The organism is Peribacillus butanolivorans, assembly GCF_001273755.1.
GTDB lineage: Bacteria > Bacillota > Bacilli > Bacillales > DSM-1321 > Peribacillus > Peribacillus butanolivorans.
This window is the reverse complement of record NZ_LGYA01000001.1, coordinates 3,235,450-3,251,125: the sequence shown is the minus strand read 5'-3', so window position 1 is coordinate 3,251,125 and position 15,676 is coordinate 3,235,450. Positions and strand designations below refer to the sequence as shown.

Here is a 15,676-nt window from a genome sequence, read left to right as displayed (position 1 = left end):
TTGTAAATAACTAAATGAAAAGTTTTAGGTATAGATATTACAAGTACTCATTAAAAATTAAGCTTTACGTTTATTCTTTAAATAAACAAGCCATAATGTTTCCTAAAAGGGGGACGCTACATGGATGGAATTTTGTTTTATTGGATGTCATGGATAGTTTGGGTCATTGTCATGTATTTTATTCCAAAGACGGTTCCCTTTCGTTTTGATTTTCTTTTTCATTTGTTAGCTGTCATGGTTTTAGCAGGATATAATCTGGAGGTTTTCTTGCTTTCTATACATATGAGCGGTATATATCTTATCTTTATACTTTGTGTGTACATAAGGAAGCAATCTATCATCAAGATTATAGAGCTGATCAGCGGTTGCCTTATAATCACCTTAGCTTATGCTAGTTTTCAACTATTTTCTATGCTTGATCCCATTTGGCTCATTATGAAACCTTCTTACCTGTTGTGTATTTTTCTGAATTATCTTATCCTATTACTTTTTAAAAATTGGAAACATCGCTTGTTCGTCCTATTAGTTGGATTGATTATGGGTGACCTCGTATATTCGGGATTGCTTGTCTATCATTCATTGTTCTATGAGGCACTTACATACGCATGGCATGATAATGCAGTACTGATATTGTGTGCGAACATAGTCTGGAGACTATTGGAACTTATGAGTAGATACATTTTTTCATCATCTCAATCGAGGTTTTTATCGAAGCAGAGAAAAGGGAACTTTAATCAATGAAAGTTTCTGACCTAACTATTAATGAAGCCAGAATATACGGTATGAGGATAAATGCTGGTTTTATCCAATAAGCAAAGCTCTATTTGGATTTAATTGGAATCGGAAGGCTTTTATGCATACAAACATTGTTGATTGGCGAGAAATTTGTTACTATAGGATAGTTAGAGGTCTGTAGATAAATCGTAATATGCTCTAATCAAATAAAAAGGAAGCTGAATGCCGAAAGCTTTTTTCGGCTATCTTCGTTTTTTTGGGCTGTTTTTAATCACGTTTTACCATGCTGAGAGTTCAGCTTCATGTCACCTGAGGAACAGGGGATGTGAATTGGACAATCTGCCTGTAAATACTTGATACGTTTAACTAACTATCAGTGGGGAACTCTCTTACTGATGGAAGTTTCCTTTATATGATGGTGGATGCAGCCTTTTCCTTGAAAAGGAAATAATGAAAATCAACAATGCAGATGCAATATTAAAAAAATGCATTCATGAATTTCGTGACTTTGACAGAGATATAGTAGCAGAAAGGGTGAATAGCAATGCCAAAACCGGTAATTGCGATAGTCGGTCGGCCGAACGTAGGTAAATCGACAATCTTTAATAGAATAGTGGGAGAACGTGTTTCAATAGTTGAAGACGTTCCAGGAGTAACAAGAGACAGAATTTATAGTTCAGGTGAATGGTTGACACATGATTTTAACATAATTGATACAGGCGGGATCGATATCGGTGACGAGCCATTCCTCGAACAAATTCGCCAGCAGGCTGAAATTGCTATAGACGAAGCCGATGTAATTATCTTTATGACGAATGGTCGTGAAGGAGTAACATCTGCAGATGAAGAGGTAGCGAAAATTCTCTTTAAATCGAGAAAACCTGTCGTTCTAGCGGTCAATAAAGTCGATAATCCGGAAATGAGAGATCAAATCTATGATTTCTACGCGTTAGGTTTTGGGGATCCATTCCCAATCTCTGGATCTCACGGGCTTGGTCTTGGAGACCTTTTAGATGAAGCGGCAAAACATTTCCCTAAATTCAGTGGTCAGGATTATGCTGATGATGTTATTAAATTCAGTTTAATTGGAAGACCGAATGTTGGTAAATCATCACTAGTCAATGCCTTGCTTGGAGAAGATCGGGTTATCGTCAGTGATATTGAAGGCACGACTCGTGACGCGATTGACTCACCGTATAAATATAATGGTAAAGAGTATGTCATTATTGATACCGCAGGGATGAGAAAAAAAGGGAAAGTGTATGAAAGTACGGAAAAATATAGTGTACTTCGTGCATTGAGAGCAATTGAACGTTCAGACGTTGTTCTTGTCGTTTTGAATGCGGAAGAAGGTATCCGTGAGCAGGATAAAAAAATTGCCGGATATGCCCACGAAGCGGGTAGAGCGGTCATAATAGTCGTCAATAAATGGGATGCTATCGAGAAAGATGAAAAAACCATGAAGGACTTTGAAGAAAAAATTCGTGCTCATTTCCTATTCTTAGATTATGCACCGATCATTTATCTTTCTGCCCTAACTAAAAAACGTACACATACGTTGATACCAGTCATTGATCAAGCTAGTGAGAATCATGCTATCCGTGTTCAGACAAATGTATTGAATGAAGTGGTTATGGATGCAGTGGCTATGAATCCGACACCAACTCATAATGGGAACCGTTTGAAAATTTATTATACGACCCAGGTAGCGATTAAGCCGCCAACTTTTGTTGTATTTGTTAACGATCCAGAGTTAATGCATTTCTCATATGAGAGATTTTTAGAAAATCGAATTCGGGACGCCTTTGGGTTTGAAGGAACACCGATACGCATTTTTGGACGTCAAAGAAAATAGAAAGGGCGGTATGTACAATGGTGAACGCAAAAGAAAGTATCGCAGTTATTGGTGCAGGGAGCTGGGGAACTGCTTTAGCGATGGTATTAGCTGATAATCAGCATGAAGTGAGGTTATGGGGACATAATTCGAAACAAATTGATGAAATAAATCAAGCTCATACTAATAAAAAATATTTGCCGGGAATTGAACTTCCAATAGGAATTAAAGGGTATTCTTCAATCGAGCAGGCTTTAGTTGGGATTGAAATAATTATATTAGCTGTGCCGACGAAAGCCTATCGTGAAGTGCTTGGTCAGCTTGAAGCAGCCCATGATAAGCCATTAACAATTGTTCATGTGAGTAAAGGCATTGAACCTGATTCGCTACTACGTATTTCAGAAATGATTGAAGAAGTATCTTCAACAGATTGGCTTAAAGATATTGTGGTCCTTTCTGGGCCAAGTCATGCTGAAGAAGTAAGTTTACGTCATCCAACAACAGTTGCCGTTTCTTCAAAAAATATGAAAGCGGCCGAAAAGGTTCAGGACATCTTTATCAATCATAATTTCCGTGTGTATACAAACCCTGATTTGATTGGTGTCGAAATCGGGGGAGCTTTAAAGAATATAATTGCTTTAGCAGCCGGTATTACGGACGGATTAGGCTATGGGGATAATGCAAAGGCAGCCTTAATTACACGAGGATTGGCTGAAATCTCTCGTTTAGGAGTAGCCATGGGCGCTAACCCACTCACCTTTTCAGGATTAGCTGGTATTGGTGACTTAATTGTAACTTGTACAAGCGTTCACTCCCGTAACTGGAGAGCAGGAAATATGCTTGGAAAAGGACAAAAGCTTGAGGAAGTTTTAGAAAGCATGGGTATGGTTGTTGAAGGTGTAAGAACCACTAAAGCTGCCTATCAACTTGCTCAAAAGTACGAAGTGAATATGCCGATTACTGAAGCCTTGTACGATGTCTTGTTTAATGGTGAAGAAGTGAAACAGGCAGTTGACCTCTTGATGAATCGATCGAAAACGAATGAAATGGAAGAACTCTTTAACATTTTGGATAGCAGACAGCAGGATTAACCTCAAATCTGTAGTTTCAATAAAAGAATTTCATTAAAATGGGCATTCGAGGATGCGCGTTGCAATGTATCAGCATACAATGCAACGAAAGTAAACTAGTAATTTGACCTCGGCACGGGGGATTTAGTCAAATGGGCAGAAGATATCTTGATATCTTCTGCTTTTTTTTATGAATAAAAATCACCCAATTACCTTACATTTTCGTTTATGACAAAATTTATATTCATCTTAAATACTTATTTATTGTTTTTAATTTGATCATCTCGAATTATGAATAAATGAATAGGTTATTCAAGTTTGCATGAAATTTCTACTAATTTCCCTGTTATTCGCTTAATATCGACTGTTTTTTTTGGTATGAAAATTGCGAAGTGTAATATATTCAGAAATTTCGCAATAAGGAGGCACTAGAAAACGTTGGTAAAATTTTAATCAATGAACACAGATAATTAGGAAGGGGAATGATACATGCAAACAGGTCAACTGAAAAGGTCTTTAAATTTATGGCATATTGTATTACTCGGTGTTGGATATATGACCCCGATGGTTGTTTTTGATACATTTGGGATTGTTTCTGAAAAAACAGGGGGGCATGTACCGACCGCTTATGTTATTGCTCTAATAGCGATGTTGTTTACGGCAGCCAGTTACGGGAAAATGGTAAAAGTATACCCGCAGGCAGGCTCGGCCTATACTTACACCCAAAAAACGATTAATCCGCATTTAGGCTTTCTTGTCGGCTGGTCATCGATGCTTGATTATTTATTTTTACCAATGGTGAATGCCGTATTAACAAAAATATATTTAACTGCTCTTTTTCCTGAAGTGTCTCCATGGATATGGGTGGTTGCATTTGTTCTTTTAATGACGGTCATTAACTTATTCAATGTGAACTTTGCTGCCAATTTTAATAGCTTTCTTGTTTTTTTTCAAATGCTAGTCATTATCATATTTGTGGCACTGGTTGTTAAAGGGGTTATGGGTGGTGAAGGTACAGGAGAGGTCTTCTCGATTCAGCCATTCATTGGGTCACATATGGAAATGTCCACTCTCATAACAGGAGCAACGATTCTATGTTTTTCTTTCTTGGGATTTGATGCGGTCACTACGTTATCAGAAGAAACACCAAATCCAACCAAAACAATTCCGCGTGCCATTTTTTTAACAGCTTTTATTGGCGGAGTTTTATTTGTGACAGCTGCTTTTTTTACACAGCTATTTTTCCCTGATGTTTCCCGTTTTGCTGACCCAGAAGCGGCATCACCTGAAATTGCCCTATATGTAGGAGGAAAACTTTTTCAGGCGTTCTTTCTTGCAGGTACATTATCTGGTACCCTTGCTTCAGGTCTTGCATCACATGCTAGTGTTTCAAGGCTTCTATATGTTATGGGTCGAGACCAGATGATCCCGAAAAAACTTTTTGGGTTTATCCATCCTACATATAAAACGCCATTTTACAATGTCATCTTTGTTGGGGCTATATCACTGGTGGCATTATTCCTTGATTTAGTAACAGCTGCTTCACTCATTAATTTTGGAGCTTTAATTGCTTTCACTTTCGTAAATATTTGTGTAATCATCCATGCAATTAGGAATAAAAGCTTTCGTTCAGTTAAAGGATTTCTAAGTAATATCTTGTCCCCGGTAATAGGAGCAGCATCAGTGTTCATCCTTTGGCTTAATCTTGAAATGAGTTCACTGATTCTAGGTGTTATTTGGGCGGTAATCGGTATTGGTTATCTTCTTTATCGGACGAAATTGTTTACCAATTCTCCTCCGCAATTCCAATTTGAAGAAGCTCAAAATATCTAAAAAAATCAGAAACAAGGGAGGGTGTCATATGTCTGATAGATGGATGAATAGGTCGTAAACGCTCATACCTGTTGTTCTATTTGGTTTTTAATTTAAGGCGTTAGCGCATATGCTCTGGATTAATCCTATCAATAGTGAATCGGATCATAACAATACAAATGAAAAAATGTAAAAAGAGAATGAAAATTAGAAAGGAAAAATGTTCTTTTACACAAGTCAGTTTAAAACAATTTGGGGATGCATTAGCGGTACATGTAACAAGGGTCCAATAGAGGGCCCTTTTTTATGTTTACAGATTCAGTTATATTGAAGATGAGTTCAGGAGTAAATGTTTATTTTTTATCTCGCAATTTAGAATTATGTTAAAATAAAGGCTAGTGACAAAAGGAGAGTGAAACTGTGCTATCCATACCGGATGATAAAATTAGACCATTCATAACTATCACAATTGATCAACCTACATTTTCAGCTCAAAAAGTTTATGAGATACAGGAACCTTTCTTTTTTCTGATGAAGGAACAGCAAGTGTTTGCCTATATCCGCATGGAGGACCTCCCGTTAAACGATAGAACATTAACAGCCGAACAGCTTGTGCAGTATGCCTTTTCAATTGATAATGTCTGTAAGTTGCCTCCGAACATCTCTCTGCCGCTTCTTTATCAAATTATCGGTGAACCTATCGTATTGATAAAAACGGATGAAGGCATGCTTACTGGCTATGTTAAAAGGGAAGATGTGTTAGCTGAATTATTCAAGCAGGACAGCAAACAAAATTTAGATCTGTTAAAGGTTATTTTGACATCCATTCCTATGGGGATCTTTGTAGCTGATAAAGAAAGAAATATTGTTAACTTTAATGAATCAGGCTTGAAAATGATAAAAAAGCCTTCAGAACAAGTACTTAATCAACCTGCTGCGACCATCTTCAATAAGCAGCATATACATAGTGTGTTTACCAGTGGAGGCAGTATCCTCAATCAGCTGGAAATTACCGATATAATGAGTGTGCTTGTCGATTATAGCCCAATTCTAAACCATACAAAAGAAGTGGAAGGTCTTATTATCATCGTTCAGGACTTACCAATGGTTGAGGAAATGGCAATGGAAATAGAGTTGATAAAGAGTTCGAATAAGGATTTAAATGCCATTTTAGCGAATATCTATGATGAAATTCTGGTCGTTAATCAAAAAGGGGAACTGTTGCGCTACAGTGACAGCATCATTTCTGGATTCTGGGGAATGGATTTAAAGGATTATATAGGGAAGAACCTCTTGCAAATAGAAGATGAAGGGATTTTTAACCCTTCGGTCACCCGGTTAGTTCTTGAGCAGAAGAAGAAAGTATCGATTGTTCAAGATACGAAAATGAATAAGAAAGTCCTTTCTGTAGGAACCCCTGTGTTCAATGAAAAAGGAGACATTGAGCGAATTGTCATTGCATCAAGGGATATTACAGAAACTACTCAGTTAAAATCAGAGTTAAATGAAATGAGAAAAGAACTTGACTCCTTCAAAAAACAAGATCAATTTTACAAAGAGTTGATTTTCGCCAGTCCTAAAATGGAGCAGATTATTAGCCAAGTGAAAAAAATTGCCCATTTTTCATCTACCGTGTTAATCAATGGAGAGTCTGGTGTAGGTAAAGAAGTGATTGCCGAGTCAATCCATAAAATGGGTAGAAGGTCCAAACAGCCTTTCTTGAAAATAAATTGCGGAGCGATACCGGAAAATTTACTCGAAAGTGAATTGTTTGGTTATACGAAGGGATCATTTACCGGCGCAGATAAAAATGGAAAGGTAGGATACTTTCAACAAGCGAATAATGGCGTTTTATTCCTTGATGAAGTTGGAGATATGCCTATACACCTGCAAGTGAAATTGCTTCGTGTTTTACAGGAACAGGAAGTGATTCCGATTGGTAGTACTACACCTATACCGATTGATGTTCAAATTGTTGCTGCTACGAATAAGAGACTGGAAAAAATGGTCGAGATGGGGACATTTAGAGAAGATTTGTTCTATCGGTTAAACGTCATTCCCATTCATGTTCCGCCTTTAAGGGAAAGACCGGAGGATATACCGCCGCTAGCTTTTCATTTTCTACAAAAGCTAAATGAGCGGTATCATCGAAATTACCATTTTTCGCCAGATGCTCTAAATATTCTGGAGGTCTATTCATGGCCAGGTAACATTCGCGAATTGCAAAATATGATTGAAAGATTGGTTGTCTCCGCGGATGAAGAAATGATTGATGCCGACTTTATCCAGAAGTTCCTTACAGTTGGCAGCGATTTTAAACAGGCAAAACCAATTATAACGAGAATTCTTCCTCTTCAAGAGGCACAGGATTATGTGGAAGAGCAATTGATCATGCTTGCAATGAAACAATATAAAACTACGACGAAAGCAGCTAAAGCGCTGGGGATCAGCCAATCGTCAGTGAGCAGAAAGTATCAAAAAATCTTAGCAGAACAAAATAAGAGAAGCGAAAAAAATGTATTTTTTTGAATGAAAGCTGTTGACAAGTGTTTAACTTGTACAACGGCTTTTTTTTATGTAGTAATTGGAAAGCGTCTCGAAGGACTTCTAAAAGGGAGGTATGCATCAGAAAATAAGCTATGCATATTTGCATAGTTTTTATAGATTTTTAAAAGAAAAATAGCTATATCCTCAATGAAACATGTTGGCATGGTTCTTGCTTGTATATATGTATAAGCTAAAAGGGAGGTAAACAGTAAAGTTTTATCAGAGCTATCATAATTAACCATCCACTACAGATTACTAAAAAAGGAGTTTTTTATATGTCAATTAATGTAGAAAATAAAACAAATCAAGTGAGCCAAACAGCAACACAGGATTATATTAAAAAAGTGCTTCAATTAATCGAACAAAAAGAAATTTCAAAAGAAGATGCCCAATGGGTAACGAAAGAAACTGTTGAAAATTTCCGTAATCATGTAAACCCAGGTTTTTTAGAATATCGGAAAACGGTAACGAAAGATACACAATTCGCAGCAGTAGAATGGTCTGACCAGGATTCCTGTTTTACGGATGTTAATGGAAAAAAATATATTGATTGTTTAGGCGGCTTTGGTATCTATAATGTTGGCCACCGTAACCCCAAAGTTGTAAAAGCCGTTACTGATCAATTGCAAAGACAAGCACTTCACAGCCAGGACTTACTAGATCCATTACGGGCAATGCTTGCTAAGATTCTTGCTGATATTACACCGGGAGATTTAAAATACTCCTTCTTTACGAACAGCGGTACTGAAAGTGTAGAAGCTGCGTTGAAGTTGGCTAAAATGTACAGCGACCGATACACGATTATTTCGACGACAAAATCATTTCACGGAAAAAGTCTTGGTTCCCTTTCGGCTACTGCAAAGGGCATGTTCCGTAAACCGTTCCTACCACTGATTCCAGGCGTACGTCATGTACCTTTCGGTGATATCGATATGATGAGGAAAACGTTCGAAAGTAGTGCCCTAGTCGGTGAAGAAGTTGCTGCTGTATTGTTGGAACCTATCCAAGGAGAGGGAGGAGTCATTCTGCCTCCACAAGGTTATTTGAAGCAAGTTCGAGAATTATGTGATGAGTATGATGCGTTATTAATCTTAGATGAAGTGCAAACGGGAATGGGGCGCACAGGCAAAATGTTTGCTTCTGAGCTTTATGATGTTGTTCCAGACATTATTTGTTTAGCTAAAGCATTTGGTGGTGGAGTGATGCCAGCTGGGGCAGTTGTAGCCAATGAGAAAGTGTTTAAAAGCTGGTTCGAAAATCCGTTCATGCACACAACCACGTTTGGAGGAAACCCACTTGCCTGTGCTGCAGCCATTGCTACAATCGATGTGCTTTTGGAAGAAAAATTACCGGAGCGTGCCGCAGAAGTAGGTGAATACTTCCTAAATGGATTAAGAGAAGTAGCTAACGAGCATAAAGATAAGGTTTTGGAGATTCGTGGACAAGGTTTAATGATTGGCATTGAGTTCCATAAAGACGAAGTAGGTTATGAATTCTCAAAAGCTCTCTTCGATAAAGGTATTTTGGTAGCGGGTACGCTTATAAACTCTAAAACAATCCGGATTGAGCCGTCATTGACAATTCATTTGGATGAAGTTGATACAGTAATCAAAGCGTTTAAAGATGTGTTGCCAACACTTAAATCTTAATTATAATTCACCAAAAAAGCAGCCGAGGGGCTGCTTTTTTGGTTGAATAAAAGGAAGAGAATGGGAGCGTTATACATTTATTTATCGGGTAATTTGCAAGAAGTGGAAGTCTTTTATCGGACTATATGTAAGGCTAGGGGGTAGTGAAATTGAAAATTATTATTTATCAAATGATTGTGATAAGCAATTTTTTACACAGTTTGGACAATGATTTAATTCCTTTAACGTAATTTGGTATGTTATAATAATTTCTGGAAAAAGGAGTGATAATGATATGACACCTGCTCTGCAAAAAATGTGGATATCCTTTATAGCTATGGGCTTTATGGTTATCTCTATATTTCTTATTTACTTAAGCCGCTATAAATTAAAAGGTTTTTTTAAAGGCTTAACAGCAATTATTGCATACATACTTATGATTCTAGCCGGCTTGATCATCCTTATCGTTGTTCTTAGCGGGCCAACCACTTGATAGGTGAGGAGAAATGATGAAAAATTTTTTCAAAATATTATGTTTATTATGCATCTCGGGATTACTGACTGGGTGTTTGTATCCTCAGAAGCAAAAAATGCAAAATCAACTGCCTTATAAAGAGCAAATACAATCTGTCCAAAGCGCAGTTGATCAATTTCAGAAAGATGAAGGCGGCATTTTGCCAATTGTTACAAAAGAGGCTGAAACACCAATTTACCAAAAATACGTGATTAAGTTTTCTAAGATTTCACCCAAGTATATGGCAGAACCGCCTGACAATGCCTATGAATCAGGTGGAGTTTTTCAATATGTCCTTGTTAATGTTGAAGATGATCCGACTGTAAAACTGTTGGATGTCCGGATGGCTCAGAAAATTCAGGATATTTCCTTGAGATTGAAAGCTTATCAGCAAAGCAACGGATACCCCCCATTTAAGGAAAGGTTAGCGGATAATGTCTTTACTCTTGATTATGAAAAGATGGGTCTAAAGGAAGCCCCTACGGTCACGAGTCCATTTTCACAAAAAGACTTATATTTCGTGGTTGACGGTGGCGGCAATATTTTTGTTGACTATACTCCTGATTTATATGACGTATTGCAGGGGCATGACGGAGATATTAATCCTGGTGATGATATTCGTGAACTCCTTGTACAAAATTCAGAGTTTGTTCCGGCCTATTCACTACCATATACAATTGATAAAAAAACAAATAATCCAAAATTTCTTTCAAAATAGTCATAACCCTTCTTCTACAAAATATATTGTAGGGGAAGGGTTATTTCTTTATTTTTATTTCATCTTACTTTTAAAATAACAACCCTTATATAAAATTTCTGGTGGAGGAAGGGATTAAACCAGGGGAATAATTGGAATAAATTTTTAGGACAACATCATAGATATATAGTGTCCTAAATAAAGTAAATGGAAAAACGAAATCCCAAAACTCTAATTCGGGAGGGGATACCTTGGAAAAGGTAGATATTTTCAAAGATATAGCTGAGCGTACCGGTGGCGACATTTATTTAGGTGTAGTCGGTGCCGTCAGAACAGGGAAATCCACATTTATTAAGAAATTCATGGAGCTTGTTGTTATTCCGAATATACCGTCAGAAGCTGACCGTGCCAGGGCACAGGATGAATTACCTCAGAGTGCTGCTGGAAAAACGATCATGACGACAGAACCTAAATTCGTACCGAATCAGGCAGCGTCGATTCAGGTTGCGGAAGGGCTTGAAGTGAACATTCGTTTAGTCGATTGTGTGGGTTATACAATACCTGGGGCTAAAGGGTATGAAGACGAGAATGGTCCACGTATGATTCATACTCCATGGTACGAGGAGCCGATTCCGTTCAATGAAGCAGCTGAAATCGGCACACGAAAAGTAATCCAGGATCATTCCACTTTAGGCGTAGTTGTTACTACGGATGGATCAATCGGAGAAATTCCACGCAGTGATTATTTAGAAGCGGAGGAGAGGGTTGTTGAAGAATTGAAGGAGGTTGGCAAGCCATTTATAATGATTGTCAATTCCGTTCAGCCCCATCACCCAAATACAGTCGCACTAAAGGAATCTTTACAGGAAAAGTATGATATACCTGTATTGGCCATGAGCGTTGAAGGAATGCGGGAATCAGATGTATACAGCGTCCTGCGTGAGGCCCTATATGAATTTCCAGTACTTGAAGTCAATGTGAATCTTCCGAGCTGGGTAATGGTTCTGAGGGAGGATCATTGGTTAAGAGAAAGCTATCAGGAAGCTGTAAAAGAGACCGTAAAGGACATTAAACGCCTAAGAGATGTAGACCGTGTAGTCGGTCATTTCAATGAATTCGAGTTTATCGACCGTGCCGCTCTTGCAGGTATTGAGATGGGTCAGGGCGTGGCTGAAATCGACCTTTACGCACCGGATGAACTCTATGATGATATTTTAAAAGAAATTGTCGGTGTGGAGATACGGGGGAAGGATCATCTTTTATCTCTGATGCAAGACTTTGCATATGCCAAGGCAGAATATGACCAGGTTGCGGATGCATTAAAAATGGTTAAACAAACGGGTTATGGCGTTGCAGCCCCTTCTCTTAATGATATGAGTCTAGATGAGCCGGAAATTATCCGTCAAGGAGCCAGGTTCGGGGTCAGGCTCAAAGCTGTGGCTCCTTCAATCCATATGATTAAGGTCGATGTTGAATCGGAGTTTTCACCAATCATTGGAACGGAAAAGCAAAGTGAAGAATTGGTTCGATATTTAATGCAAGATTTCGAAGACAATCCACTATCCATTTGGAATTCTGATATTTTTGGCCGAAGCCTAAGTTCTTACGTAAGAGAAGGCATTCAGGTGAAATTAGCGATGATGCCGGATAATGCACGTTACAAATTGAAGGAGACTCTGGAAAGGATTATTAATGAGGGCAGTGGGGGATTGATTGCTATCATATTATAAAAAAGGTTAAAAGCTGGACCAACTCCTTCATCGGATTGGTCTTTTTACATGTGAGTCTAGAATTTACTAAAAATAAAAAAATGGATGATACGTTTTTGGCTTTACATTAGGGCATACCGGCTTCTTTGTTGCCAAAGTAAGAGGGGAAACAATTATATTCTAAGAAAAATATCTCTTGAAGGGAGTTTCTTTATTGAAAACCTGGTTGTTTTTTCAGTATAATTGCTAAAAGCCTATGGTTATGCGATTTTCAGTAATATAACAAGTTTAATTTCTATAAAAAAGGGAAATGATGAATAGCGAAAGACAAAATTTATAATATATACAATTATTTATGAAAAGATTCCCATTATTTTTTGAATTCCCTTGCTAAGCTAATAGGATTTGTGATAATCTACATACAGAAAACGCGTTATATCAGCGATTTCAACCTATTTTAAAATTTCTAGGTGCATTTTTTGGGAAATTATTTCAGCTGGGTAAACCCTGATTATCAGGGAATGAAAATTTTTGACCGAAACTAATATCAAATCACTATTATTGTGTTGTAATAATGATTTTTTATAAAGATCCTTTTGGGAGGAGGTGAATGGCATGAACAAAACAGAATTGATTAATGAAGTTGTTACAGCAACTGAAATTTCTAAGAAAGACGCTACAAAAGCTGTTGATGCTGTTTTTGATACAATCTTAGAAGCTCTAAAAAACGGTGATAAAGTCCAATTAATTGGTTTCGGTAACTTTGAAGTTCGTGAACGTGCGGCTCGTAAAGGTCGTAACCCACAAACTGGTGACGAAATTGAAATTGCAGCTAGCAAAGTGCCAGCTTTCAAACCTGGTAAAGCACTTAAAGATGCAGTGAAGTAACTCTACCATTACATACGGGTGCTTAACCGGAAAAAGGGCCGCGTGCAAACGCGGCCCTTTTTTTGCTTCTTAATTTCTATCTGTGATAATATAAAAGACAGTGAATATTTTAGAAAAGTTGATTTTGATAAATTTATTCAAAAGGATATACCATTATGAAAAAATCAATCACGACAAAACTAAGTTTAGAGGTCGCTTTAAGCTAATACATTTCAGTTAAGCTTAGGTTGCTTTAAAAATAGGAAATATGAATGTCAGGGTGAAACGCCATGCATTTTTTTCTGAATACATACTATTTTATTTATTTTTAGGAGGTAAGTTTAAATGGCTAATGTTGACCATGCCAAAATTGAAGAAGCGGTGAAAATGCTTCTTGAGGCTGTTGGGGAAGACCCTACTAGAGAAGGACTGCTTGATACCCCTGGCCGTGTAGCAAGAATGTATGAAGAAATTTTTTCAGGACTTACTCAGGATCCAAAAGAATATTTTGATACTGTTTTTGGAGAAGACCATGAGGAACTTGTCCTTGTAAAAGATATCCCATTTTACTCAGTCTGTGAACATCATTTAGTGCCTTTTTATGGAAAAGCTCATGTAGCATATATCCCGAAAAACGGGAAAGTTACCGGCTTAAGTAAGTTAGCCCGAGCTGTAGAGGCGGTTTCAAAGCGTCCACAACTTCAAGAGCGCATCACCTCAACAGTAGCGGACTCCATAATGGAAAAGCTTGAACCTCATGGTGTCATGGTGGTAGTAGAGGCTGAACATATGTGTATGACAATGAGAGGTGTCAAAAAACCCGGGTCTAAAACAGTGACTTCAGCTGTGAGAGGAACTTTTGCTAAGGATCATCGTACAAGAGCTGAAGTACTGGCATTCATTAAAGACTAAGGATATAGGGGGTTAGAAAATGAATGAAAAAAAGATCTTGAATGATTTTGTGGTAATTAAAGCTATTGAGGATAGTGTAAATGTCATCGGTTTAACTAGAGGAACGGATACTAAGTTTCATCACTCTGAAAAACTCGATTCAGGGGAAGTGATGATCGCACAATTCACAGAGCACACTTCTGCGATTAAAATCAGAGGACATGCAAAGATTTATACTCCATTCGGTGAGGTTGAAAGTGATTCGAAAAAGAATCCTTCTGACAAGTAAAATCTTGTCCCTAATTGGTTATGTTTTAAATCAATCACCTGATATCGCGTTTTAACAAGCTGTAAATTTCCCGCATCCATTTTTTGAATGAACATAAGACGATGGTTTCCTTATTTATGGAAGTTTCATTTTATAAACGTTGTCCATTTCATCTGATTGTTTTTATGGTATAATAATGTGTATTTTACACAGACAGAAACCAATATGTATGAAAAAAAATTATCTTTCGGGGATGCAAGGGTGATCTCAATTGTTAAACATAACGAACGACTTAAGGCAATTAAAACAATTAATAGAAACCAAAGCTCAACATCCATATTTATTGAAATATATTCAAAAGCCAAGCTTAGACGACGATAAACTGTTATTGCTTTGGGGATTGTTTAACGATTTGGACGTTTTAAGCGAAGAACGGAATCAATACATTATTTCAACTATGCTAGTGCAAATAGCTCTTGATACCCATGAAATAGTGTCAAATTCGGGCGAAGGAATAGAGTTGCCTGAGGAATTGAAAAATCGGCAATTACAAGTACTTGCTGGTGATTATTATAGTGGCTTATACTATCAAGGGCTTGCCGGTGTTGGTAATGTTGAGATGATTCGTATACTATCAAGCGCCATAAAAACAATAAATGATCATAAGATCATTCTTTATCAACAACGGTCCATTAAGGATGTTCCAACGCTTATAACGACAATTAAAGCGATCGAGGCTTCGCTGATTTATAAATTGGCTGATTATTATAATCAGCCTGCCTGGATTGACATTTCAGAAGACCTGCTTCTTTTGAATCGGCTGCATGCTGAGATGAGAAACTATCTTAAGTCAGGTCAATCGGTAGTTTTTGATGTCTTAAGAGACATATCTTTTGATGATTCGAATAGTAATGATGTTCTAACTTCAGAAAAGGAAGCACAGATACGGACTCAATTTGATAAGTGTCTGAGGGATGCCAGGCAATCCGTAAAGCTTTCGATGCAGAAGCTAGTAACTAAGAATGACGATTTACTTCAAAGAGTAAACGTAATCTTGAAACAAACAGAGAGTGAAGCAATTTCTTACGTGAAAGAAGGGTGAGT

Annotated in this window: 13 protein-coding genes; all 13 read left to right on the top strand. The window is 37.5% G+C overall.

From position 1 onward, the window contains the following. Window positions 1–120: 120 nt before the first annotated feature. The 13 genes from AKG34_RS14890 to AKG34_RS14830 all read left to right on the top strand — a co-directional run bounded on the left by AKG34_RS14890 (window position 121) and on the right by AKG34_RS14830 (window position 15,674). Window positions 121–741 (top strand): YphA family membrane protein, encoded by a 621-nt coding sequence (locus AKG34_RS14890; protein WP_053346791.1) that lies wholly within the window; start codon window positions 121–123, stop codon window positions 739–741. A gap of 538 nt (window positions 742–1,279) precedes the next feature. Then, window positions 1,280–2,590: a ribosome biogenesis GTPase Der gene (der, locus tag AKG34_RS14885; RefSeq protein ID WP_053346790.1), complete on the top strand. Its 1,311-nt coding sequence runs from the start codon at window positions 1,280–1,282 to the stop codon at window positions 2,588–2,590. Window positions 2,591–2,607: 17 nt separating this feature from the next. Then, the gene (locus tag AKG34_RS14880; protein WP_053346789.1) at window positions 2,608–3,660 is read left to right on the top strand and encodes an NAD(P)H-dependent glycerol-3-phosphate dehydrogenase; all 1,053 of its coding nucleotides are present in this window, start codon (window positions 2,608–2,610) and stop codon (window positions 3,658–3,660) included. A 468-nt stretch (window positions 3,661–4,128) separates the two neighbouring features. Further along, the gene (locus tag AKG34_RS14875) at window positions 4,129–5,472 is read left to right on the top strand and encodes an APC family permease (RefSeq protein ID WP_053346788.1); all 1,344 of its coding nucleotides are present in this window, start codon (window positions 4,129–4,131) and stop codon (window positions 5,470–5,472) included. Between the two features lie 399 nt (window positions 5,473–5,871). Then, window positions 5,872–7,980 (top strand): sigma 54-interacting transcriptional regulator, encoded by a 2,109-nt coding sequence (locus AKG34_RS14870; RefSeq protein ID WP_053346787.1) that lies wholly within the window; start codon window positions 5,872–5,874, stop codon window positions 7,978–7,980. 293 nt (window positions 7,981–8,273) lie between these two features. Continuing rightward, entirely contained in the window at window positions 8,274–9,647 is a 1,374-nt protein-coding gene (locus AKG34_RS14865; protein WP_053346786.1) for a putrescine aminotransferase, read from the top strand. A 274-nt stretch (window positions 9,648–9,921) separates the two neighbouring features. After that, window positions 9,922–10,119, top strand: a complete 198-nt coding sequence (locus tag AKG34_RS14860) for a DUF2768 domain-containing protein (protein WP_053346785.1) — start codon at window positions 9,922–9,924, stop codon at window positions 10,117–10,119. 16 nt (window positions 10,120–10,135) lie between these two features. Then, entirely contained in the window at window positions 10,136–10,858 is a 723-nt protein-coding gene (locus tag AKG34_RS14855) for a YphF family lipoprotein (protein WP_053348123.1), read from the top strand. 230 nt (window positions 10,859–11,088) lie between these two features. After that, window positions 11,089–12,567, top strand: coding sequence for a stage IV sporulation protein A (gene spoIVA, locus AKG34_RS14850; protein ID WP_053346784.1), 1,479 nt, complete (start codon window positions 11,089–11,091; stop codon window positions 12,565–12,567). Window positions 12,568–13,161: 594 nt separating this feature from the next. Beyond that, a complete protein-coding gene (locus AKG34_RS14845) occupies window positions 13,162–13,434 on the top strand; it encodes a non-specific DNA-binding protein Hbs (RefSeq protein ID WP_034308023.1) in 273 nt (90 codons plus the stop codon). 324 nt (window positions 13,435–13,758) lie between these two features. Continuing rightward, window positions 13,759–14,325, top strand: coding sequence for a GTP cyclohydrolase I FolE (folE, locus tag AKG34_RS14840; RefSeq protein WP_053346783.1), 567 nt, complete (start codon window positions 13,759–13,761; stop codon window positions 14,323–14,325). 19 nt (window positions 14,326–14,344) lie between these two features. Beyond that, window positions 14,345–14,593, top strand: coding sequence for a trp RNA-binding attenuation protein MtrB (mtrB, locus tag AKG34_RS14835; RefSeq protein WP_053346782.1), 249 nt, complete (start codon window positions 14,345–14,347; stop codon window positions 14,591–14,593). 250 nt (window positions 14,594–14,843) lie between these two features. Next, the gene (locus tag AKG34_RS14830) at window positions 14,844–15,674 is read left to right on the top strand and encodes a heptaprenyl diphosphate synthase component 1 (RefSeq protein ID WP_053346781.1); all 831 of its coding nucleotides are present in this window, start codon (window positions 14,844–14,846) and stop codon (window positions 15,672–15,674) included. Window positions 15,675–15,676: the final 2 nt, after the last annotated feature.

Excerpts from the sequence above, each read along its gene's own strand:
- AKG34_RS14890 (WP_053346791.1), top strand. The coding sequence starts at position 121 with ATGGATGGAATTTTGTTTTATTGGATGTCATGGATAGTTTGGGTCATT.
- der (WP_053346790.1), top strand. The coding sequence starts at position 1,280 with ATGCCAAAACCGGTAATTGCGATAGTCGGTCGGCCGAACGTAGGTAAA.
- AKG34_RS14880 (WP_053346789.1), top strand. The coding sequence starts at position 2,608 with ATGGTGAACGCAAAAGAAAGTATCGCAGTTATTGGTGCAGGGAGCTGG.
- AKG34_RS14875 (WP_053346788.1), top strand. The coding sequence starts at position 4,129 with ATGCAAACAGGTCAACTGAAAAGGTCTTTAAATTTATGGCATATTGTA.
- AKG34_RS14865 (WP_053346786.1), top strand. The coding sequence starts at position 8,274 with ATGTCAATTAATGTAGAAAATAAAACAAATCAAGTGAGCCAAACAGCA.
- AKG34_RS14860 (WP_053346785.1), top strand. The coding sequence starts at position 9,922 with ATGACACCTGCTCTGCAAAAAATGTGGATATCCTTTATAGCTATGGGC.
- AKG34_RS14855 (WP_053348123.1), top strand. The coding sequence starts at position 10,136 with ATGAAAAATTTTTTCAAAATATTATGTTTATTATGCATCTCGGGATTA.
- AKG34_RS14845 (WP_034308023.1), top strand. The coding sequence starts at position 13,162 with ATGAACAAAACAGAATTGATTAATGAAGTTGTTACAGCAACTGAAATT.
- folE (WP_053346783.1), top strand. The coding sequence starts at position 13,759 with ATGGCTAATGTTGACCATGCCAAAATTGAAGAAGCGGTGAAAATGCTT.
- mtrB (WP_053346782.1), top strand. The coding sequence starts at position 14,345 with ATGAATGAAAAAAAGATCTTGAATGATTTTGTGGTAATTAAAGCTATT.